The 22,175-nt window shown below is 59.5% G+C and carries 18 protein-coding genes; 4 read left to right on the top strand and 14 right to left on the bottom strand.

Annotated elements, in window-relative coordinates; genetic code table 11:
* Window positions 1–18: 18 nt before the first annotated feature.
* The 6 genes from ABJ076_RS12330 to tcuA all read right to left on the bottom strand — a co-directional run bounded on the left by ABJ076_RS12330 (window position 19) and on the right by tcuA (window position 6,845).
* Complete coding sequence (locus ABJ076_RS12330; RefSeq protein WP_348189450.1) at window positions 19–870, bottom strand: ABC transporter substrate-binding protein; 852 nt, start codon at window positions 868–870, stop codon at window positions 19–21.
* Window positions 870–1,685 (bottom strand): ChuX/HutX family heme-like substrate-binding protein, encoded by an 816-nt coding sequence (locus tag ABJ076_RS12325; protein WP_348189452.1) that lies wholly within the window; start codon window positions 1,683–1,685, stop codon window positions 870–872. Before ABJ076_RS12325 ends, ABJ076_RS12330 begins: the two co-directional genes overlap by 1 nt.
* 95 nt (window positions 1,686–1,780) lie before the next feature.
* Window positions 1,781–3,721, bottom strand: coding sequence for a TonB-dependent receptor (locus tag ABJ076_RS12320; RefSeq protein WP_348189454.1), 1,941 nt, complete (start codon window positions 3,719–3,721; stop codon window positions 1,781–1,783).
* A 64-nt stretch (window positions 3,722–3,785) separates the two neighbouring features.
* The gene (locus ABJ076_RS12315; RefSeq protein WP_348189456.1) at window positions 3,786–4,190 is read right to left on the bottom strand and encodes a hypothetical protein; all 405 of its coding nucleotides are present in this window, start codon (window positions 4,188–4,190) and stop codon (window positions 3,786–3,788) included.
* A 161-nt stretch (window positions 4,191–4,351) separates the two neighbouring features.
* Complete coding sequence (tcuB, locus tag ABJ076_RS12310; RefSeq protein ID WP_348189458.1) at window positions 4,352–5,443, bottom strand: tricarballylate utilization 4Fe-4S protein TcuB; 1,092 nt, start codon at window positions 5,441–5,443, stop codon at window positions 4,352–4,354.
* Window positions 5,433–6,845: an FAD-dependent tricarballylate dehydrogenase TcuA gene (gene tcuA / locus ABJ076_RS12305; RefSeq protein ID WP_348197942.1), complete on the bottom strand. Its 1,413-nt coding sequence runs from the start codon at window positions 6,843–6,845 to the stop codon at window positions 5,433–5,435. The genes tcuB and tcuA overlap by 11 nt, the downstream gene beginning before the upstream one ends.
* A gap of 208 nt (window positions 6,846–7,053) precedes the next feature.
* On the opposite strand from tcuA, the gene ABJ076_RS12300 reads away from it, so the two are divergent.
* Complete coding sequence (locus ABJ076_RS12300) at window positions 7,054–8,718, top strand: thiamine pyrophosphate-binding protein (protein WP_348189460.1); 1,665 nt, start codon at window positions 7,054–7,056, stop codon at window positions 8,716–8,718.
* A gap of 222 nt (window positions 8,719–8,940) precedes the next feature.
* Window positions 8,941–9,873: a hypothetical protein gene (locus ABJ076_RS12295; protein WP_348189462.1), complete on the top strand. Its 933-nt coding sequence runs from the start codon at window positions 8,941–8,943 to the stop codon at window positions 9,871–9,873.
* On the opposite strand, the gene guaD is transcribed toward ABJ076_RS12295, so the two are convergent.
* Window positions 9,870–11,183, bottom strand: a complete 1,314-nt coding sequence (guaD, locus tag ABJ076_RS12290; protein ID WP_348189464.1) for a guanine deaminase — start codon at window positions 11,181–11,183, stop codon at window positions 9,870–9,872. The two genes, ABJ076_RS12295 and guaD, sit on opposite strands and share 4 nt — an antisense overlap.
* Window positions 11,183–12,430 carry a urate hydroxylase PuuD gene (locus ABJ076_RS12285; protein WP_348189466.1) on the bottom strand — a complete coding sequence of 416 codons (1,248 nt, stop codon included), beginning with the start codon at window positions 12,428–12,430 and terminating at the stop codon, window positions 11,183–11,185. Before ABJ076_RS12285 ends, guaD begins: the two co-directional genes overlap by 1 nt.
* 110 nt (window positions 12,431–12,540) lie before the next feature.
* Between ABJ076_RS12285 and ABJ076_RS12280 the strand changes: the two genes are divergently transcribed.
* A complete protein-coding gene (locus ABJ076_RS12280; RefSeq protein WP_348189468.1) occupies window positions 12,541–13,467 on the top strand; it encodes a LysR family transcriptional regulator in 927 nt (308 codons plus the stop codon).
* A gap of 45 nt (window positions 13,468–13,512) precedes the next feature.
* On the top strand, window positions 13,513–13,980 hold the full coding sequence (locus tag ABJ076_RS12275; protein WP_348189470.1) for a GNAT family N-acetyltransferase: 468 nt from the start codon (window positions 13,513–13,515) through the stop codon (window positions 13,978–13,980).
* A 9-nt stretch (window positions 13,981–13,989) separates the two neighbouring features.
* Here ABJ076_RS12275 and ABJ076_RS12270 read toward each other — a convergent pair whose 3' ends face one another.
* From ABJ076_RS12270 to xdhA, 6 genes are read right to left on the bottom strand one after another with little or no spacing between them, the layout of a single operon-like run.
* Entirely contained in the window at window positions 13,990–14,913 is a 924-nt protein-coding gene (locus ABJ076_RS12270; protein ID WP_348189472.1) for an ABC transporter permease, read from the bottom strand.
* Window positions 14,910–15,986: an ABC transporter permease gene (locus tag ABJ076_RS12265; protein ID WP_348197934.1), complete on the bottom strand. Its 1,077-nt coding sequence runs from the start codon at window positions 15,984–15,986 to the stop codon at window positions 14,910–14,912. Before ABJ076_RS12265 ends, ABJ076_RS12270 begins: the two co-directional genes overlap by 4 nt.
* Complete coding sequence (locus ABJ076_RS12260) at window positions 15,976–17,535, bottom strand: ABC transporter ATP-binding protein (RefSeq protein WP_348189476.1); 1,560 nt, start codon at window positions 17,533–17,535, stop codon at window positions 15,976–15,978. Before ABJ076_RS12260 ends, ABJ076_RS12265 begins: the two co-directional genes overlap by 11 nt.
* On the bottom strand, window positions 17,532–18,377 hold the full coding sequence (gene xdhC / locus ABJ076_RS12255; RefSeq protein WP_348189478.1) for a xanthine dehydrogenase accessory protein XdhC: 846 nt from the start codon (window positions 18,375–18,377) through the stop codon (window positions 17,532–17,534). Before xdhC ends, ABJ076_RS12260 begins: the two co-directional genes overlap by 4 nt.
* An 11-nt stretch (window positions 18,378–18,388) precedes the next feature.
* Window positions 18,389–20,719 (bottom strand): xanthine dehydrogenase molybdopterin binding subunit, encoded by a 2,331-nt coding sequence (gene xdhB / locus ABJ076_RS12250; RefSeq protein WP_348189480.1) that lies wholly within the window; start codon window positions 20,717–20,719, stop codon window positions 18,389–18,391.
* Window positions 20,719–22,167 carry a xanthine dehydrogenase small subunit gene (gene xdhA, locus ABJ076_RS12245; RefSeq protein WP_348189559.1) on the bottom strand — a complete coding sequence of 483 codons (1,449 nt, stop codon included), beginning with the start codon at window positions 22,165–22,167 and terminating at the stop codon, window positions 20,719–20,721. Before xdhA ends, xdhB begins: the two co-directional genes overlap by 1 nt.
* Between the last annotated feature and the right edge of the window lie 8 nt (window positions 22,168–22,175).

Here is a 22,175-nt window from a genome sequence, read left to right as displayed (position 1 = left end):
CGGTAACCAACCAAAACGTCAGTTCAGCTCAGGATGGATTTTCCTGGCGAGTACAGTGATGGCCTTCGGTGTTGAAAGGCCGAGATCGGTTAAATACCCACTCGGCATTGAGAATACCGCCCCATTTCTGGCGGCAGGTGTCAATTGAACGCCCGGAGCCTGGAAAGCGATGATTTCGCCGCCCGCAAGTCCCAGCCCCTCCTTGTTCACAATGATGAAATCGGGCGCAGCCATCATCATGGCCTCCTGATTCATAGGCTTGAACAAGGATATGCCATCAGTAACGTTTACACCGCCAGCAAGCCGGATCAGGGATGCTATATGGGTATCCCCTCCTGCAACGACCGTAGGACGGCCGCCGCCCGAAAGCAGGAACAAGCCGCGGGGTCGGCTTTCCGTATTATCGACAAGAGCTTTCGCCGCGACCAACTCCGCGTGAAAGCTTGCAATAACGGCCTCCGCCCGACCCTCCCACCCAAGCAGTTTTGCAATCACCCGCACACGGTCGGGAAGATCGCTCAGATCCGTCAGTGTCTCGAACAGATACACTTCGACGCCTGCTGCCTCTAGCTGCTGTTTAACAACAGGCTTTGTCCGGCGTGCCGACATCAAAGCGATCGTCGGCCCAACAGCCAGCATGCCTTCGGCGGACGGCTGACTATATCCGGGCAGGCGAACTGCATCGGTAATTTCCGGGATGTGATCGGTTCCGCCACCACGCAGAACAACATTCCCGCCCTCGCCGAGAGCGACCACAATCTCCGCAATCGAACTGCTAATGACAGCAATTCGGTTATCCGTCGCATCCGCCTGACGACCGGCAAGAAGCAATATCACAGCGGCAAGAAGAAGGCGCACAATGCCATTCATCACACAGCCCTCCCGACAATGATACGAAGCAACCGAGGCGCGTCACCGCTTTCGTCTGGAACAGATCCGTTAAATGCCAGGCCTCCTTTCTTTGTCTCGCAAGCTGACGCCAATGGCTCCATCCTGAGGTGCGAACGAAGCCCCCCTTCATGCAGATGCATCATTCCATTCGCGAAACGCCACCCGGACAGAACACCGCGCCAGATGACACGGGCATGTCTCGACACTGCCTCGATTTCCATCGATCCCGCCACGGCAGACAGATATTCCTCGATGGCTTCTTGCCCAACGCAGTTGAGCGAATCCAGATCGTGGTCTTGCCTCCCGGACGCGGCGCCCGGGTCGTAAGCCGGCGTCGTGCTTCGCGGCGCTGGCACACGGGATTGGTCTTCTGTTGCGAGGCTCCGTATCCCAGCCTCAACGGCTTCGAAATGCCCCTTGTGAAAGATAAATATCTTCACGATCGGCGCGCCTCGTTCATCGAATAACTGGATAGACCGGGAGTTTCCGTGGCTTTCATCTCTATCCAGAAAAAGAAATGCTTCCGCAACGGCCTCGCCATCAATTTCAGCGTCCATATGCGCGCCGAACAAGCGGAGCGGACCGCCTTCATTCGACTCCAGAGCGACATCACCCAGCGGCATGTGAACGCCACTCTCATTGGAAAAGGCACACAAGACGCGTCCCCATTCGGATATTGAGGAAAGCAGCACTGCTGCGTCGGGCCGCAGACGCAGCGCCCCGGTCCCGATACGCGCGGCCACGAGAGCGGCTTCACTCACGTTCAAGCGCTTTGCGATCTCCGGTGCATGCAAGTGTTCTCCGGAACGGAGCAACGTCTTCCAACCGTCCAGAATTGTATCAGGGTCAGCGTAACGCTGCCCTGATACGCATGTCTGATTGTCCGCCATCAGAACGCGAACCGCATGGTCGCATAGACGAAGCGGCCAGCAGGGTCCTCGACGCTGCCGTTCGACGAGTAGTTCACGGGCACCTGCTTATCGAAAATGTTGTCGACGCCAATCGAGAATGAAAGATCGTCGTTAAGCCGATAACGTCCGTTGAGGTCTACTGTTGAATATTCTGAGGTAAAAGGTGCAGAACCACGAATGTTCGGATCCGGAGCGTAATAGCCAAGAGCTGTTCGGCCACGAACAGTCGCGGACCATGGGCCGCTCTCATATGTCCCGCTCACTTTGAAGGCGTGACGCGCACGATCCTCCAGGCGCTTGCCGTCGCCGTCTTCAGCATCCAGAAATTCATATGAGCCACCGATACTGACTTCATCTGAAAGCAGGTATTCACCGGAAAGCTCAATGCCCTGAATGACCGCTTCGGAGATGTTCTGGTATTCGATGACCCCGAGGCCGTCGGAGGTCCTCTCGGAGGTTGTAACCGATTCGATCAAATTCTCGATATCACTGTGGTGATAAACGGCTTCTATCCTGCCTCGATCTCCACTCCATCCCAAGGCGGCTTCATAAGAGGTAGATTCCTCAGCTTCGACATTCTCGTTGCCGCGAATGAGGAAACGGCCACGCACAAACTGCGAATATTGCTCGATCACGCTCGGAGCGCGGTACGCCTGTCCGTAGCCGATACGCCATGACAAACCGTCGCCGCGGGAGCCGATCGTCAGGCGCGGGACTGCATGGGTGCCGAAGTCGCTGAAATGGTCAACGCGGACACCGCCGACAATGGAAAGCCAATCAAGCGGAACCCACTCATCCTGAATGAAAAAGTGGGTGTCATCACGCTCACCGGTCCGGGAATAGATATTGATGTCAATTTCGTCGCGGGCGATGCCGCCTCCCGTCAGAACAGAATGGCTGCCTGCTGCGGTATTATCGAAGTCCAGGAAATACCGACCCTGCGCGATAGTCTGGGTGTAATCGGTTTTCTCAACGGTAATCGAGCGGTTTGCGGATCCGTCCGTATGTCCGCGGGACCCTTCAATCGTCAAGAAACCCGGTCCGACATTGCCGGAATAGGTCAAGGCACCGAACAGGCGTGTTTCTTTTTCCGTCCGCGTATAGGTCTGGCCCGCGGAAACTCCGGTATGGCGATCATCCTGATCATACCCTTCGAGACGCAAATCCAGCTGATCAGTCTCCGTGATCTCCCATCGCCCCTGATAGGCGAAGCCAAGATGTGCATTTCCATTCAACGAGTCATCGATATCGTCATCGAAAGCGAAGGGGCGTGCATGTCGGGTATCAACGGAGATCTTGTGAGAGAACTGACCCGCTGAAAAATGCGCCGTCGCGCCAGTGTTGAAGGTCTCTCGTCCGTCGCCATCGTCGGATGCTGAGGTTCCAACCGTCGTGCGGATGCTCCCGCCCGTTCCTTCCGGAGACTTCGTGATAATGTTGATGACGCCCCCGGCAGCGTTAGCGCCGTACAGTGCAGACATCGGCCCCCGAACAACCTCGATACGCTCAACGTTTTCGACGCTTATAAGGTTCAGGTTGTCGACGCCGAACTTCGCTGTCCGCGGAAGACCGTCAACCAGAATCAGCACTGAACTACCCGCATTCGGGATTTGTCCCCGGATGGTTACATCCGAGCTGGAACCGCTAGACCGCGCATCGACACCGACTGCATCTCGCAGCGCCTCAATCAAGGACGCTCCGGAATATCTTTGCAGTTTTTCCTGATCGATAACGTCGATGCTGGCCTGAACATCATCGATTGACTGTTCCCGCCGGTTTGCGGAGACCACGATCTGATCCAACCGGTGGGCTTTCGCCTTATCATCTGTGCTTTGCGCAATACTTTCCGGGGCGCCGCACAGCAATGTTACGACGGCGCTCACGGAGGCTGCCGCCGAAAGAGAAACTCTTCTGGACATGAAAATACTCTGAACTTGGATTTAACGGATGCACCCGCGCATACGGGTGTTCGGCAAACTCAATTCAGATAATTGGCGGCGCTCTCGGGAATTTCCGAAGATTGGTCCCGTCCTGGAAACAGGATTGGGGACGAAGACAGTATTGTGAAATTTCCGTGCTGAACTGCACTGGAATAACAGGAACATCACCAAGCGAAGCAGCAGCAAGAACGGTCGCGAAGTCGCACGGTTTACTAACCGGATTATCATTTGTGCCGTTGAGTTGAGAGAGGAACTCCAGCGCCGCACGCTGCTCCTCATGCAGCACATTGGGCGCGCTATCCCCGGCATACGAGGATAGCTGAGAACAGATGACCAAGGACCAGTCGTTTCCTGGTCCTTCCTGTTCGAGCATAAATCCGGCAGGAAGCAACGAACGCAGCAAGAAAACCGCCGCGACAAGAAAAGTCACGATGCGGCCTGCAGTCATTCCGGCACCTCTAAAAGGCCCGTTCCCCAATATCCCCGCCCCATTCATAATGTGGTATTACGAGAAAGATCGCGGGAGCACAACAAGCTGGTAAGCGGTAAGAAATTCGATCCGATAACCGTGCTGGCAAAGAAAGGCGAGAATCCGTCGATTATGCAGCGTCATATTTTTTGCTGCGCGTCCCGCACCAGTGCCGCCAGCCTGAAGAAGCCGTGTACCATCTTCGAATAGGGAGCGAGCAGGAAGAAGGTCAGCACGGCACCAAGATGCAAGGGCAGCAGCACGGAGACCGCCGCCGTGCCGGTCGCGGCATAGAGGGCAAGGCCGCTGCCGCCAGTGAAGCTCAGCAACAGCACGAACGCCATCTCGCCGCCCCAGAGCGCGGGCGCGCCGAGGTCTTTCTCGCCACGCGTTTTCAGCACTGCCATGCCAAGACTGCCAAGGGTCAGCATCAGCCCCCCTGGTATACCCAGCAGCTTGGGCAGGGAAAACAGCCCGTATGGCGCAGGCATATCAAGGAGATAGTGCATCAGCGTTGCGGAGCCGGTTGAAGCGAAACAGAGCAGGAATCCATACATCACTGCCTGATGGTGCCAGCGGCGCACATTGCTGAAGCGGTCGCCCTTTTCGAAGTTGCAACCTTCCGCCGCCCCGCCGGAAAGGTTTTTCAGCTTGGACGCATCGGCGAATGCGGCCTTCAGATGTGCAAAACTGACAGACTGCCCACCAACCTCCTTCCAGTAGGCACGCAAGCCCACAAAAATCGCCAGGAGCGGCAACAGGAAAGCCGGAGTGAAAATCGACACCATGATGGTGTGGGACATCACGGCATAGAAGCCTTCCCCGTCGGCAGGCTTCAATGCCTGCGCCACCCAAAAAAGTGCCGCTAACCCAACGATAAGCGCGCCCGCGATGGCAACGCCGCTGCGGTGGAACGGGCCCGCCAGGAAACGCGGCCAGGCAAACCGCTCCCAGCTCTCGGCGCGCGCCTCGGCCAGCGCCCTCGGCAGATTGATCGCGAATTCATGGGGTTCGGTATATTGGCAGGCGTAATAGCAGCCCCGGCAATTGTGGCAGAGATTGGCAAGCTGGGTAATATCGCCATCGACAAATGCCCGCTGTCTGGTGATAGCCGGGAAGACGGAGCAATAGCCCTCGCAATAGCGGCAGGCATTGCAGATCTCGATCTGGCGGCGCGCTTCATCTGTCAGGGCGTTTGCGGTCGGCATTTGTGTCGCGTGATCAAGCGGCATTGCTGTTCACTCCCCGGCGCGCGCCTTTCGCTGCTTCCTGCCCCGCTATCCGGCCGAACACAGTGCCGATGGTCATGCCGAAACCGGCGAGATAGCCTTCACCCAGAATGCTTCCCGCCATGATCTCACCCGCCGCCCAGACATTTTCGAGTTTCTTGCCTTCCATCGTCACTCGCGCCGTCTCGTCCACCTTGAGGCCAAGATAGGTAAAGGTGACGCCAGGGCGCAGGGAATAGCCGTAGAAAGGCGGCTCGGTGATCCGCCGGGCCCAGTTGGTCTTCTGGGGTTCGACACCGTCCGTCGCCAGCCCGTCCAGTTCCGTCGGATGGAAATGCCCCTCGCGGCACGCCGCGTTGAAGGCATCGACCGTCTCCCGCAGCTTCGCAGCGGGAAGACCCATTTGTTCTGCCAGCCCTTCAAGTGTATCCGACTGAATTGCCGAGAAGACCGAGGGCATGAAGAGCGTGCTGCTTTTCGCATCAATGATCGAATAGGCGACCTGATCCGGTTGCGCGGCGACGAGGCGGCCCCAGATTGCATAGCGCTTCGGCCAGACATCCTCACCCTCGTCATAAAAGCGTTCACCATTCTTGTTCACGACGACAGAGAACGGAACGCAGTCCAGCCGTGTGACGATGCCGCCATCAAATTTCGGTGCCCGCCCATCAATGGCGACAGCATGACACTGGGTCGGATCGCCGACGCTATCCGCGCCTTGATCCAGCATGTCTCTCAACACAACACCGCGGTTATAGGGGGTGCCCCGAATGAGGAAATTCCGGGCCGCAGGCCCCCATGCACGGGCCAGCCAATCGATATCTCCCTGAAAGCCGCCAGACGCCAGCACGATGGTGCGGCCTTCGACCCGGCAGGGCGCAGTGTCCCCTATCTCCACCTCGACCGCCTGAAACGCCCCGCCCTCGATTTCAACATGCTTGACCTGGGCCTCATAGACCACCTCAACACCGAAATCAGCGGCAGTGTTGTAATAGGCATTCACCAGCGCTTTGCCGCCACCGAGGAAAAATGCGTTCGTTCGCCCCAATGACAGGGTTCCTGAAAGCGAGGGCTGAAACCTGACACCATGCTCCTCCATCCAGGGCAGACAACTCTCCGAGGTGCGGATCGCCAACCGGGCCAACCCCTCATCCGTGTTGCCCTTTGTCACACGCAGCAGATCGTCGAAATACTCGTCCTCTTCGTAGCTATCAGTCAGAACAGACAGCGGCCCCTGATGCATGCAGCGGAAATTCCGTGTATGGCGCGAATTTCCTCCGCGATAGGCTTTCGGAGCGCCTTCAAGGATAATCACCCGGCAACCGGCCTCGGCCGCTTCGATGGCCGCGCACAAGGCAGCGTTACCGCCGCCAACAACGATGACATCCCATGCAGTATCAGTGATTTCAGGCAGGGTATCTCTCCTTCAGCGGACCGGCATATTGAGGATAGCGGCGCCTCAGTCAGCGGTCTTCTTGACCAAATTGTATACAATTGAATACTGTACAGTCAAACAGACCAGACGCGCGGCTTTCAGATTGGCGCGACACTTGGTGCGCGATCATGGCTTACACAGCCGGATCGACTCAGACCGGCCCGGGGGAAACACGCAAATGACCGCAAAGAAAACATACGAAGTTCTGGCCGAAGCCTTTCGGCAGGAAGAGGTGGATACCTGCTTCGCGCTGCTGGGCGATGCGAACATGAACTGGGCCACCCATTTCGCCGAGCTAGGTGCAGATTTCATCTATGTCCGGCACGAGCATTGCGCGGTCGCGGCGGCCATGTCCTATGCGAGAGCGCTGGACAAGATCGGCGTTGCCAGCGTCACCTGCGGGCCGGGCCTGACGCAGATCATGACCGCCCTGCCCGCCGCCGTTCGCGCGCATATCCCTCTCGTGGTCTTTGCGGGCGAATCGCCCTTACGCAACAACTGGTACAATCAGGAACTGGACCAGGCTCCCTTCGTCACTGCGTGCGGCGCCGCCTATCATCCGCTGCATCACCCGGACCGTATGCTGCGTCAGGTGCGGGACGCCTTCGTGCAGGCACGGGAAGAGATGCGACCAGTAGTGCTCGGTGTCCCATTTGATCTGCAGAACAAGGATTGGGCCGGCTCGCACGAGCTGCCAGCACCCTCCCGCGACATTCTGCCGAAGATGCGCCCGATGCCGCCGCATCCAGACGATGTGGCGGAAGCGGCCACACTAATCGCCAGTGCGGAAAAGACCATCGTCATGGCCGGACTGGGCGCCGTCCGGTCGGCCGGTGCCGGTGAAGCCTGCAGGGCTCTCGCGGAGAAGTGTGGCGGCCTGCTCGCGACCACCCTGCCCGCGCGCGGCCTGTTTCACGACGACCCGTTCAACCTCAGCATCGCCGGAGGATTCTCCAGTCAGGTGACGCGGGAATGTTTCGCCGAAGCCGACTTGATCATAGCTGTCGGAGCAAGCCTGGCGCACCACAACGCCGATGGCGGCAAGCTCTACGGGCAGGCACATGTTCTACAGGTCGACACTCATCCCGCCGCTCTCAGCCAGGGCCGGGTGCCGGCGGACACACATCTGCGCGGCGACGCCGCCCTTGCAGTCAAGGCACTGGCCGATGCGCTAGAGCCACGCGCGGAGGATGCCGGTAGCTGGCGCAGCGCAGCGCTTGCTCAGCGCATACAGGACACTCCGCCAGACACCTCCAACTTCCAGGCAGAACAGGGGCTGCTCGACCCTCGTGACGTGGCCTCCAGACTGGACGATGCCCTGCCGCTGGATTGGGAAGCCGTGAATTCCTCCGGCCATTGCTCCTATTTCTTCGCCCAGATGCCAAATCGACCTGTCGAACGCTTCCATACCATCCGCGAGTTCGGCGCCATCGGAAATGGTATCTCCTTCGCCATCGGCGTTGCCGCCGCCAAACCGGACGAGACGGTCGTCATGTTCGACGGCGACGGTAGCCTGCTTATGCATATCCAGGAATTGGAGACCATCCGAAGACATGGCATGAAGGTTCTGATCTGCGTGCTAAATGACGGTGCCTACGGGTCCGAAATCCACAAGCTGCGTTCCGAGGGACTGTCCGACGCCGGTGCCGTCTTCGGGCGTCCTGACCTTGCCGGCATCGCAAGAGGCTTCGGCTTGGACGGGGAGACCGTTACAGACCTATCGCAACTGCCCGATCTGGTCAGAAAATTCAACGCATCGGACCGCGGCGCCGTCTGGGATTTCCCGATCTCTGATCAGATCATTTCGCCAGTCATGCAGAGGGCTCACCCCCGAGCACCATAAGGTATGCTCAAAATATATCCAAATTACATTGATTTTAAAGATAAATTCACAATTCTATGAGGTAAACGCCGATTTTCTGCGGATTTTGGGTAGCTTCGATTGCTCTCAGAGCTAGTCTCGGTTAAAATACATTCACCATAAAAGGTAGTAAATTCGATTATCGCGCTCAGAAGAGCACGAGATAGGCGCGTCACTGCACTAGAGCCAGAATGGGGAAAAGTGATGAGCAAGGGATCGTTACACGATTCAGATTCCTGTTTACGGACTGAAACTACGCCTGCTGATTTAAACTCCGTCGATAGCCCAGGTGAGCAATTGAGGGGTTCTCGACAAGAGCCAAAGATTTCGTCTGGTCATGATTTCAATGTCCTGACCATGACCCTGAGAGATTGGGCGGAAGGTCCCTTTCAACTCAACGAGCGACGTCTGCAGCTGTCAAACACAACGGCGACGTCGCAGGCGCTCAACACCATTGAATTCGAGATTTTCAAAATTACCGAGATGGCGCGGCGATGGATCGTCGAGAATGGTCTCTCGCCCTATAAGCTCGCCCTGACCACCGGGACATCCCCAAGCCAGGTCCACCGCATCATGGAACCTGACTGGACGCCATCGCTGAAACTTGCGCGACGCATCGCCTCCTCCCTGCCTGACGACTGGGTCAGCATGTTCGAGCGCGACTGCAATGCCTGCCTGCCACGCATTTTCCACCTGCACCCGTCACCGTACAATTCCCCCGATCCGGTGACCCGTCTGCTCGGCACCTTGAACGGCTCCGATACAACTCAGGTCGTCGACAGTTTGGTCAAGGACAGATGGAGTGTCCGCCATCACGTGTATCTCTCGCGCGCGGAGACAGAGATATTCGTGGCAGATCACACGGCATCCGACCTAATAAAAACCGATTATACGCCGCCGCTCCCACGCATGGTCTGGACGGCCGATGCTAACGGACCACAAGCGCCAAACTGCGCATTACTGCTTCACCGAATTCCGCTAAAGATAGGCACCAAGCTCAAGCTTTTTACGGTCCATATTGCCGAATATACCGGTAAAAACTGGGCCACCCAGTTCTGGAGAATAGAGGGTAGCAGGGATCTTACCAGCCATCGTCAAATGGATATCCTGAAAGCCTTTTTGGCGGAGAAAACCTAGAGCTTAGGGGCCCGCTTCGCCGGACGGCCGGCGATATAGGTTTCGGCGACCGCCCGATCGTCTCCAAGGGTCTGCAGGACGAAAAGTTCTTCCTGCAGGCTTTCGACCGTTTCCATCCGCAGGGTCATTACGTCCGTCGCCCTGCTATCGAGCACTGTGATATCCGCATCCGTGCCCGGCTCCAGCGTACCGATCCGGTCTTCCAGTCTAAGCGCCCGGGCATTGCCGAGGCTGGCCCAGTAGAAGCTGCGCAAAGGGTCGATGTTCTGCCCGCGCAGTTGCAGGGCCTTGTAGCCCTCATCCAGCGTCCGCAGCATGGAATAGTTCGTGCCGCCGCCGACATCCGAGGCAATTGCCCGTCTTACCCCCGCTTCTTTCAGCCCTGCCTCGTCATAAAGACCGCTGCCGAGGAACAGGTTGGAGGTTGGGCAATAAACCGCGACCGAGCCGGTCTCGGCCATCCGGTCCCGCTCCCGATGCGACAGGTGAATGGCATGCCCGAACAGACTGCGCTCACCGAGCAAGCCATACTTCTCATAAACGTCGAAGTAATCGCGCGCCTGCGGATAAAGCTCGCGTGTCAGTTCGATCTCGGCCTTGTTCTCGGAGAGATGAGTCTGCAGATAGCAATCGGGATTCTCGCGAAACAGGGCCTCGGCCATCTCCATCTGTTCCGGCGTCGAGGTGATGGCGAAACGCGGCGTGATTGCATAATGCGCCCGCCCCTTGCCGTGCCATTTACCGATCAGTGCCATGGTATCGTCGTAAGAGGATTGGGGCGTGTCGCAGAGCGCGTCCGGCGCATGCCGGTCCATCATCACCTTGCCGGCGATCATTGCCATATTCCGCTCTTCCGCTGCCGCGAAGAACGCCCCGGCAGATTGCGGATGCACGGTACAATAGACAGCGGCCGTGGTTGTGCCGTGCGCCGTCAGTGTGTCGAGGAAATGCCCGGCGATGCGGCGGCAATGCTCCGGGTCGGAAAATTTGGTCTCCTCTGGAAAGGTGTATTTCTCCAACCAGTCGAGTAGTTTGGCACCCCACGAGGCGATTACTTGCATCTGCGGGTAATGGGCATGCGCATCGATGAAGCCCGGCACAATCAGGTGTGGGCGGTGATCTACGATCTCTGCCCCATCCGTTTGCAGTGCCCGAAAATCTGCAACTTCTGCAATCCTCCCGTCCCGGATGCGGACACCACCATCCTCGACATAGCGAAAGGAAGCGGTGTCGTCATAGCCCGCCGGCTCGTCCCGGAAACTGAGAACCCGGCCCCTCAAGATACGGTCGCGCGCCAATTGGGCAGGCATTACTGAACTACCGGACTGTTATCTTCATACCATTGCACGATCTGCGTCCGCTCCGCCGGCTCCATATAGGAGACATTGGCGGGCGGCATGGCATGGCTGCGGCCTGCCTGCAGATAGATCTCCCGGGCATGGGCGGCAATCTGCGCCTCAGTTTCCAGCAGCACGCCCTTCGGCGCCACAGCGATGCCGTCCCATACCGGCTCGCTTGCGTGACACATGGAGCAGCGACCTAGCACAGCCTCGTAAACCGCTTCGAAATGCGGCGATGCGGCAAGCCGGGTTGCTTCCGGAGTCATCACTTCGGCCGCCTCCTCGTCCATCTGCTTCGGTCCAGCAGTCGAGAGCAAAACGATGGCGAGGAACAATACTACTGTCGCAGCCCAGGTCCACCAGGGCTGGTCCTTGCGAGCATGCATGGAGTTGAAAAAATGCCGGATGGTGACGCCCATCAAGAACACCAGGCTTGCGATCACCCAATTGTACTCCGTCGCGAAGGCGAGCGGATAATGGTTCGATAGCATCAGGAACAGGACCGGCAGGGTCAGGTAGTTGTTGTGTGTCGAGCGCAGCTTGGCGATCGCACCGTACTTCGGATCCGGTACCCGGCCCGCCTTCAGGTCGGCGACCACGATCTTCTGGTTCGGAATTATGACCATGAAGACATTGGCTGACATGATGGTTGCCGTAATCGCGCCCAGATGAACGAAAGCGGCGCGCCCGGTAAAAATCTGGGTAAAACCCCACGCCAGTGCAACCAGCGCGCAATAGAGAACGATCATCAGCAGCGTCGGATTCTTCGCCAGCGGTGATCGGCAGGCCAGGGTATAGACGGTCCACCCCAGAGCCAGCGAGGCAATGGAAACCGCAATCGCCATCCAGGGCTCCGCGTCCCATACGGCGGCATCGATCAGATACAGCTCCGCACCGCCGTAATAGACAATGCACATCAGCGCGAACCCGGACACCCACGTCCAGTAGCTCTCCCACTTGAACCAGGTCAAATGCTCCGGCAGGGCGGCAGGAGCCACGAGATATTTCTGGATGTGATAGAACCCGCCGCCATGCACCTGCCACTCTTCGCCATGTGCGCCTTCCGGCAAGCCCGGCACCTTGCGCAGGCCAAGGTCGAGAGCGATGAAATAAAAGGAAGAACCAATCCAGGCGATAGCGGTGATGACGTGCAGCCAGCGCGCTGCGAAGGACGCCCAATCCCAGATAATCGCTGAATTCGGCAGCAGCTCAAGCATAGCATTCCCCATCAGATCGATACATTGCCACTCTGGCAAATTCGCCGCTCTTTCAAAACATCTATATCTCCTGTTAACTTTATAGAAATTATTGAAAATCAGAGGCGGCAATGCCCTATCTGGACAGTATCCGGGTCTTTGTACGAACCGTCGAACTTGGCAGCATTACTGCGGGCGGACGCGATCTCCGCCTGACTCCGGCGGTTGCAAGCAATCGTATACGGGAGCTTGAAAACCGGCTCGGCATCCGGTTGTTCAACCGGACCACGCGCAAGATCGCTCCGACCGAGGCCGGGCGGCTCTATTACGATCATGCGAAAGAGATTATCGAGGCTCTGGACCGGGCGGAAGCGGCGGTTGCCAACTATTCCCAGCATCCGCGCGGATCGATCCGAGTGCTTTCGCCCCTCGGCCTAGCCCGCCGGGTCGTGGCCCCGCTGGTAGCCGAGTTCAACGACCTCTATCCCGATCTTGCCATCCAGCTCCGGCTGTCGGATCGCAAGGTGGATATCTTTGACGAGCGGGTCGATGTCGCCATCTTAATTGGCACGCAGGAGGATTCCAGCCTGAAGGCCCGCAAGATCATGGATTGCCCGCGGGTGCTCTGCGCCGCCCCGGTCTATCTCGACCATTTTGGCACGCCACAAACACCGGAAGAACTGACCGAGAAGAACCACCGCTGTCTGCTGCTGCGATTCCCCGGGACGCAGGAATATTTCTGGACGCTGGAAACCGAAAACGGCCCAAGCCGCTTCAACGTCCGCGGCCCCTACGATGCCGACGAAGGGGACGTGCTGACCGAATGGGCGCTGGCCGGACGTGGTATCGTCAACAAACCCTGGTTCGAGGTCGCGAGCCATATCCAGAACGGTGCGCTCGTGCCTATATTGGAGGAAACTCCGCCGCCACCGTCTTCCCTCGCCTGCCTCTACCCGCACCGACGCTTGCTCGACCCGAAGATCCGGCTGTTCGTCGATTTCATGACGAAGAAATGCAAGGCACGGGTGGACGGGATGATGAAAGGCGTAAGCGCATAAAATCGGGGTCGACGATCCAACGCACCAATCAAAGGTTCATGAGCAATGTCCGCCGCCCCAGTTTCCATCCGTCCCCTGCAACCTGAAGATTACGCAGACTGGCAAGACCTATGGGCGCGATACAATGCCTTCTATGGACGCGAAGGCGATACAGCACTGGATAGTGAGATTGTCACCACCACCTGGAAACGCCTGATGTCCGACGAGGAACCGGTATACGGACTGGTCGCCGATCTCGGCCGCGCGCTGGTAGGGCTGACCCATTTCGTCTTCCACCGGAACCTGATTCATATTGCGGATACCTGCTACATGCAGGATCTGTTCACAGCGGAAGCCGCGCGCGGTCACGGTGTTGGGCGAAAGCTCATCGACGGTGTCGCTGATGCCTGCCGGGCACGCGGTGTCGGCGATATTTACTGGCACACGCAGGCAAGCAACAAGACCGCGCGGGCCCTCTATGATCGCCTTGCACGGAATACTGACTTTCTGGTGTACCGGACAGACGTCGGCTGAGCAGACCGCTTAGGTCGATGGCTTGAACGGCTGCCCCAGACAGGCAGGCGCCTGGGCGCCGACGGATTTCCGCAGCGAGATCAGCGCCAGCACGACAATGGTCGCGATATAGGGCATGGCGGCGAGGAATTCCGGCGGCACATATTCAAAGCCAGCTGCTTTGGCATGCAGCTCCAGCGTCATCACCACACCGAAGAGATAGGCGCCTGCCAAAAGACGCATCGGCCGCCATGCGGCGAAGACCACCAGCGCCAGTGCGATCCAGCCGCGCCCGGCCGTCAGCCGTTCCGCCCACATCGGGGTCAGGAACAGCGAGTAGTAACAGCCACCGATCCCCGCCATGGCGCCACCAAAAGCGACGGCCATGTAACGCACGCCGATAACCGAATAGCCGATGGAATGGGCGGAAGCGTCGTTTTCCCCAACCGCGCGTAAAATCAGGCCCGCTCTCGTCCGGCGCAGGAACCACGCGACAGCCAGTGTCATGGCGAAGGAGAAATAGACCACCGGATCGTAGCCGAACAGGATACGCAGATGCTCATGCTCAGCCAGTGCGGGCGGGAAAATTGGGCCGAGCACGGTCACCGTCTGGCCGACGAAACCGGCACCGATCAGCGAGGACAGGCCGACTCCGAAAATGGTGAGCGCAAGACCGGTGGCGACCTGATTGGCGGTCAGCGTCAGGGTGAGGAAGCCGAAAATCATCGAGGCCGCAGCTCCCGCCAGCCCAGCCGCGACAATGCCAAAGAAGGTGGCGCCGGTCATGGTGGTGACGGCAAAGCCGGTGACGGCGCCGACCAGCATCATGCCCTCGACGCCGAGATTGAGCACGCCTGCTTTCTCCACCACCAGCTCGCCGAGACCGGCCAACAGGATTGGTGTGGCTGCGCCTACGACGGTGACAAGGATCGCTATCAGGATAGCTTCGTTCATGCCGTGCCCCCGCTCCGCATACCGCTAAAGCGGACGCGATAGTTCACAAGAATGTCCGTCGCCAGCAGGAAGAAAAGCATCATCGCCTGAAACAGACCGCTGGCCGCGTTCGGCAGGCCGATGGAAGACTGCGCGATTTCGCCTCCGACATAGGAGATCGCAAGAATGATGGCCGCCAGCATTATGCCGACCGGATGCAAGCGGCCAAGAAAGGCGACAATGATTGCCGTGAAGCCATAGCCTGTCGGGAACTGCGGCACCATTTGCCCATAAGGGCCTGCCGCCTCCAGAATGCCTGCGAACCCGGCAAGGCCTCCAGCCGTCAGAAGAGACGTCCAGATTGTCCGTGTCCGGTTGAAGCCGCCATACCGGGCTGCATTCGGGGCCGCACCGACCACCCTGATCTCGAAGCCGAACACGGTCTTGGACAGGATGAACCAGGCCAGCAGCGCGACAATGAAAGCGATCGGCACGCCGTAATGGACGAAACTGTTGCCAATCTCCGGCAGCATCTGGCTATCCGTGAACATCCTGCTCTGCGGGAAGTTAAAGCCCTCCGGATCCTTCCAGGGCCCCCGCATCAGGTAGAAGAGCACCTGGATCGAGACATAGGTCAGCATCAGGCTGGTCAGGATCTCGTTGACGTTCAGCTTTGTCTTGAGGAATGCCGGGATCGCCGCATAGAGCATGCCGCCCGCCACACCGGCGAGACACATCAGCGGCAATATCCACCAGCCATCCATTTGCCAGGTGGCAAGCGCCACACCGGTCCCGGCAAGCCCGCCGATGACATACTGGCCCTCCGCCCCGATATTCCAGACATTCGCCCGGAAGCCGACGGACAGGCCGATGGCGATCAGGATCAGCGGCGCCGCCTTGATGCCGAGATCTTGCCATTTGTTCGGGTCGAGCGCCGGCACGAAGAAGATGTTCCAGACCGCACCCGGTCCGTCATATCCGAGCAGCGAGAAGATCGTCGCGCCAAAGACCATGGTCAACAGCACCGAGAAGACCGGTGTGAGATAGAGCATGGCACGGCTTGGCTGTTTCCGTTTGACCAGCTCAAGCCGCATGGAACGCCCCCGAATGATCCACCGTTGCTTCAGGGTCACCATGCACCCCGCCCATCAGCAGGCCGATCTCCTCGACCGAGGCCTCGCCAACTGCGAGTGTGCGGGAGAGCCGTCCCTCGTTCATCACTGCCATGGTGTCGGAAATCGCCATCAGCTCATCAAGATCCTGGCTGATCACCACAATGGCGGAGCCCCGCGCGGCCAGATCGACAATCTCCTGATGGATCGCCGCCGCCGCGCCAGCATCCACACCCCAGGTCGGCTGCGAGACGACCAGCACATCCGGTGCCTGCATGATCTCCCGCCCCATGATGAATTTCTGAAGATTACCACCCGACAACGAGCTTGCGGCAGCTTTAGCGCCGGTTGTCTTCACAGCAAAACCGCCGATCACCTCATTCGTGTAGCTGTCAGCCTGCCCCGCGTTGATGACGCCCATGCGCACCATTTTTTTCCGGGTGCGGGCCGTCAGGATCGAATTATCGGACAATGAGAAGATTGGCACAGCGCCATGGCCATTGCGCTCTTCCGGGACGGCACAGAGCCCGAACCGGCGGCGCTTTTCCGCATCGAGCGCACCGACCGGACTTCCATCAATGCTGATGCAATCGGCGCTCTCCACCGGCCGCTCGCCGCTAAGGGCCAGCATCAATTCGTTCTGTCCGTTCCCGGCAACACCGGCAACGCCGAAAATCTCGCCTGCCCGAACGGAAAAGCTGATATCTTTTAGTGAAGTACCAAATGCATCATCGGCTTCCAGGGACAAGCCGCCGACGATGAATCGCTCCGCGCCGAAGTTCCTGTCGGCCACCTTCTCGATTTCCTTCAGCGATCCGCCAATCATCATCTCCGCCATGCTGCGCGAGGATTCGGCGCGAGGGTCGCATTCCGCGACAACCTTACCTCCGCGCAGGATGGTCGCCGAATGGCAGAGTTCCACGATCTCGTGCAGCTTGTGGCTGATATAGAGGATGGAACAGCCGCGCGCCGCCAGAGCCCGGAGCGTGTCGAAGAGCTGGGCCACTTCCTGCGGCGTAAGCACTGACGTCGGCTCGTCCATGATCAGCAGCCGGGGCTCCAGCAACAGTGCACGTACAATCTCGATGCGCTGCTGCTCGCCGACGCTGAGCGTGGCGACGGTCCGATGCGGGTCGAGCGAGAGGTTGTAGGTCTTGAGCACTTGTCGGATACGGGCCTCGAGATCGGCATAGGAGATCGCTTCGTCAAGACCGAGGGCGATATTCTCCAGAACAGTCATCGGCTCAAACAGCGAGAAATGCTGAAAAACCATCCCAACGCCCATGGCGCGAGCAGCTTTCGGGCTGGCGACATGGACCATATCACCGTCGAATCGGATCTCGCCCGCGTCGGGCTGCATGATGCCGTAGATCATCTTCACCAGCGTCGACTTGCCCGCGCCATTCTCCCCGAGCAGCGCGTGAATCTCCCCCGGCGCCACGGAAAAGCTGACATCGTCATTGGCAAGCACGCCCGGAAAGGCCTTGGTTATGCCTTTCAGATCCAGACGGCGCGTCGTCCCGTCACTCATGCAAATCCCCCGCTCCCCAGCAGTTCCAGTTGAGGGTCAACCGGACCGGCTACCGGCGTCAATCGCGCGATCACTTCAGCAGCAACGAAAGCCGCAATAACCTCCGGCCGCTTGTCACCGCTTCCCTGCGCCCCGATCGGGCAGACCAGCGGCTCCGCACGTCCCACCGGAGCGTTGCTTTTCCGACACCAGCGCTCGAACGAGGCCCGCTTTGTATCCGATCCGATCATTCCGACATAGGATGCATCTCCACGCATCAAGGCTTCCGCCGTGATGATGAAATCCAGCGCGTGATCGTGGGTCAGTACGATGAAGGCGCTCCACGCAGGCGCCGCCCGCACTTCGGCTTCCGGCAAAGGCGTTAGGCAATGCCGAACCGGAGCAGTGCACAATGCAAGCTCTTCCTCCCGCTCATCCACCAGCGTGACCTGCACTGGCAGCAGGCTGAAACTGTTCGCCAACGCCCGGCCGACATGACCGGAGCCGAAAATATAGACCAACGGCAGCGTACCTCGCTCTGCCTCCTTCCGGGCCTCCTCTGCTCTCAAGTCGGCCGGTCCCAGCAGATTCATGGCAATGGCGACATGCCCCCCGCAGCACTGGCCGATCTCCGGGCCAAGCGGAACTTCGAGCCGCCGCTCCCGGGAACCAGCCTCCAGCATGTCCCGCGCCGCTTCGATGGCGATGAATTCGAGCCGCCCGCCGCCGATGCTGCCTTCGATCCGTTCGGCGGACACATACATCACCGTGCCCTCCGCCCGCGGTGAGGAGCCCCTGACCGTAACCAGCTCCAGACGGATGGCGGCCGGAGTGCTTGTGAAGAAAGAAATTGCTGATTTCATGTCCCGGCTCCTTAGCTTGCACGCAGCCGCTCAACCGCCATCAAGACCCGCTCCGGTGTCGCCGGTGTGTCGAGGCGCGGGCACTCCCGGTAATCGGCAACGCTCGCCACCGCCATGGAAATCGCTTCCAGCACGGAGATCCCGAGCATCAATGGCGGCTCTCCCACTGCCTTGGAGCGGCGAATAGTACGTTCCTTGTTCTCCGACCATTCGGCCAACGCCACATTGAAGACGCGTGGCCGGTCGGAGGCGAGCGGAATTTTGTACGTCGACGGCGCGTGCGTGCGCAGCTGGCCCTTGTCGTCCCACCAAAGCTCTTCCGTGGTCAGCCAGCCGACGCCCTGCACGAAACCACCCTCGACCTGCCCCTTATCGATGGCCGGGTTCAGGGATTTTCCGACGTCATGCAGGATATCTGTACGCTCGATCAGATATTCGCCGGTCAGCGTATCGATGGAAACCTCGGAGACCGCCGCGCCATAGGCGAAATAATAGAACGGCCGCCCCTTACCCGCCTCCCGGTCCCAGTGGATATCCGGGGTCTTGTAGAAACCGGCGGCGGAGAGATGCACCCGCGCCATGTAGGCCTCAGCGATCAGCGCATCGAACGGCATGGTCTCGGAACCGACACGCACGCCGCCCGCCTCGAACAATACCTCTTCCGCAGGAACCGACCATTTCTCTGAGGCGAAATCGACCAGCCGCTGCTTAATTTGCTCCGCAGCATTCTGAGCAGCCATCCCGTTCAGGTCGGAGCCGGAAGAGGCCGCAGTCGCAGAGGTGTTCGGTACTTTCTCGGTCGAGGTCGCGCTGACCCGGATGCGATGGAGATCCACCTGGAAGCAGTCGGCAACAATTTGCGCCACCTTGGTGAACAGCCCCTGCCCCATCTCCGTGCCGCCATGGTTCAGATGGATCGAGCCGTCCTTGTAGACATGCAGCAGTGCGCCCGCCTGATTGAACCATGTGGCCGTGAAGGAGATGCCGAATTTCACGGGCGTCAGCGAGATGCCCTTGCGGATCACCCCACCCTGCCGATTGAAGTCGAGGATGGCCTCACGCCGCGCCTGATAATCCGAGCTCTCTTCCAGCTCGCTCACCAGGCGGTCGAGGATCGAGTCCGTCACCGTCTGGTGATAGGGCGTCACATCCCGGCCGGGCGGGCCGTAGAAATTTGCCTTGCGGATTTCCAGCGGGTCCTTGCCGAGCGCGTAGGCGATCTCCTCGATAATCCGCTCAGCCCCGACCACCCCCTGCGGCCCGCCAAACCCACGAAACGCCGTGTTGGAGACTGTGTTCGTCTTGAGAGGCAGGGATTTCAGCCGGACATGCGGGAAGTAATAGGCATTATCGGCATGAAACAGCGCCCGGTCGGTCACCGGCCCGGAAAGATCCGCCGAGAAGCCGCACCGCGCGGCATATGTCCCCTCGACACCAAGAATGCGGCCTTCGTCGTCGAAACCGACATCGTAAGCGACCTTGAAATCATGCCGCTTGCCGGTGGCGATCATATCGTCATCCCGGTCCGGACGGATCTTCACCGGGCGGTTCAGACGCTTGGCCGCCAGAGCCGCAACGGCAGCGAACAGCGCCGGCTGGGATTCCTTTCCTCCGAAGCCACCTCCCATCCGCCGGACCAGCACTGAAATCGCATTCGCAGCCACACCAAGCACCTGCGAGACAAGGGTCTGCGCTTCGCTCGGATGCTGGGTGGAGGAGTGGATGGTCACGGTCTCGTCCTCGCCTGGAATGGCGAAAGCGATATGGCCTTCGAGATAGAAGTGATCCTGGCCACCGATTTCCATGTTGCCGGTTATCCGGTGCGGCGCCTCGGCCAGCGCCTTGTCGACGGAACCGCGTTCCAGTTTCAGAGGCTTGGTAACGAGGTCGCCTCCCGCCGCCATCGCAGCGTCGATATTGATAGCCGCATCAAGCGGGCGATACTCGATCCGGGCCAGCGCCGCCGCGCGCCGGGCCTGCTCCCGACTCTCTGCAATCACGGCGAAGACCGGCTGGCCCCAAAACATCACCGTGTCCTCGGCAAAGACAGGATCGTCGTGCGCATGAACCGGGCTTACATCGTTCTCCGCCGGGATATCCGCCGCCGTCAGCACATCCACAATACCCGGTGCCGCCCGGACAGCAGAGAGGTCAACGGACTCGATCACTCCATGGGCCATCTCGGAAAGACCGAGATAGGCATGCAGGGTGCCGACCGGCTCCACCATGTCGTCGATATAGTCAGCCGCTCCGATGACATGCTTGTGAGCAGAGTCATGCCGCTCGGCGCTATGGACACCGCCCCGCACCGTTATCGCCCTATGCTGCCGGTCGCCGTCCATCAGGCGCTCAGCCGAACCGGTTGGTCACCAGTCGTCTCAAGATAAAACCGCAACAGAAGGTTCGCCGCGACCCGGCTACGGTACTCGGCGGAAGCACGCCAGTCGGACAGCGGCGTGAAATCGTCGCTCAAAGCCGCCATCGCCGCCCGGACACTTGCCTCGCTCCAGGGCTGGCCGGTCAAAGCAGCCTCGGCGCTGGCCGCCCGTTTCGGCGTTGCGGCCATGCCGCCGAAGGCCAATCGGGCGCTTGTCACCATCCCGTCTTCCACGGCAACAGAAAAACCCGCGCAAACCGCAGAGATATCCTCATCCCGGCGTTTGGAAATCTTGTAGGCGGCATTCAGTGTTCCGGCGGCTGGCAACGGTATGTGCACCGCCTCGACAAACTCATCCGGCGCCCGATCCTGCTTGCCATAGTCGATGAAGAAATCTTCCAGCGGAATGCGCCGGCTGCCCTCGACACGCCGCAATGTCAGTTCCGCGTCGAGCGCGATCAGCACCGGCGGCGTATCGCCGATGGGCGAACCGTTGGCGATGTTACCGCCGACCGTGCCCATATTGCGCACCTGCCAGCCACCGATCCGGTTCCAGAACGCGCTCAGGTGCGAAAAATGCTCAGCAATGACCGGAGCCGCGTCGGAATAGCTGACACCGGCGCCCAGGATCACAGCACCCTCTTCCACCGAGATGCGCTTCAGTTCTTCCAGATGGCCGATGAAAATCGCGGGCGAGATATTCCGCATATATTTGGTGATCCAGAGCCCGACATCGGTTGATCCGGCGACAATGGTTGCGTCCCTGTGCTCATCAAGGATCAGCGCCAGATCAGCAACCGTCGGCGGGAGAATTGCTGTGCTGCCATCGCGGGACACCATGACCCGCGCACCGTCATTCATTGTCCCCAACCGATTGAGCACTTGCGCCCGCTCCGCCATAAGGAAATCCCCATCCGGCGCGGTCTGGCCTGCCGTGAGTGCCGCGCGGATGATCGGCTCATACCCGGTGCAACGGCAGAGATTGCCCTGCAGCGCCGTTTCCACCGCCTCTGTGGAGGTGCAGCCGTGCTCCATCCAGAGCGCGTAGAGCGACATCACGACGCCCGGCGTGCAAAAGCCGCACTGGCTGCCATGATGATCGACCATGGCCTGCTGCACGGGATGAAGCGCGCCTTCAGCGCCGCGCAGATATTCCACCGTCACCACATGACAAAGATCGACGGACGCAAGCAGCCGGATACAGGCGTTGACGGTCTCGTATCGGAGCGTACCCCCGGTAAGCCGGCCGACCAGCACGGTGCAAGCACCACAATCACCCTCGGCACAGCCTTCCTTTGTGCCGCGTAAGCGCTGATCGAGGCGGAGATGGTCCAGCAGAGTGTCACCGGCGCCGACTGACCCGAGGCGTATCTCGCGATCATTCAGCAAAAACCGGATTTCACCCCGCACCATGGTCACCG

The organism is Nisaea sp., from assembly GCF_039990255.1.
In the GTDB taxonomy this organism is placed as follows: Bacteria; Pseudomonadota; Alphaproteobacteria; order Thalassobaculales; family Thalassobaculaceae; genus Nisaea.
Note: the sequence above shows the minus strand (reverse complement) of the source record. Positions and strands in the feature narration are given on the sequence as shown.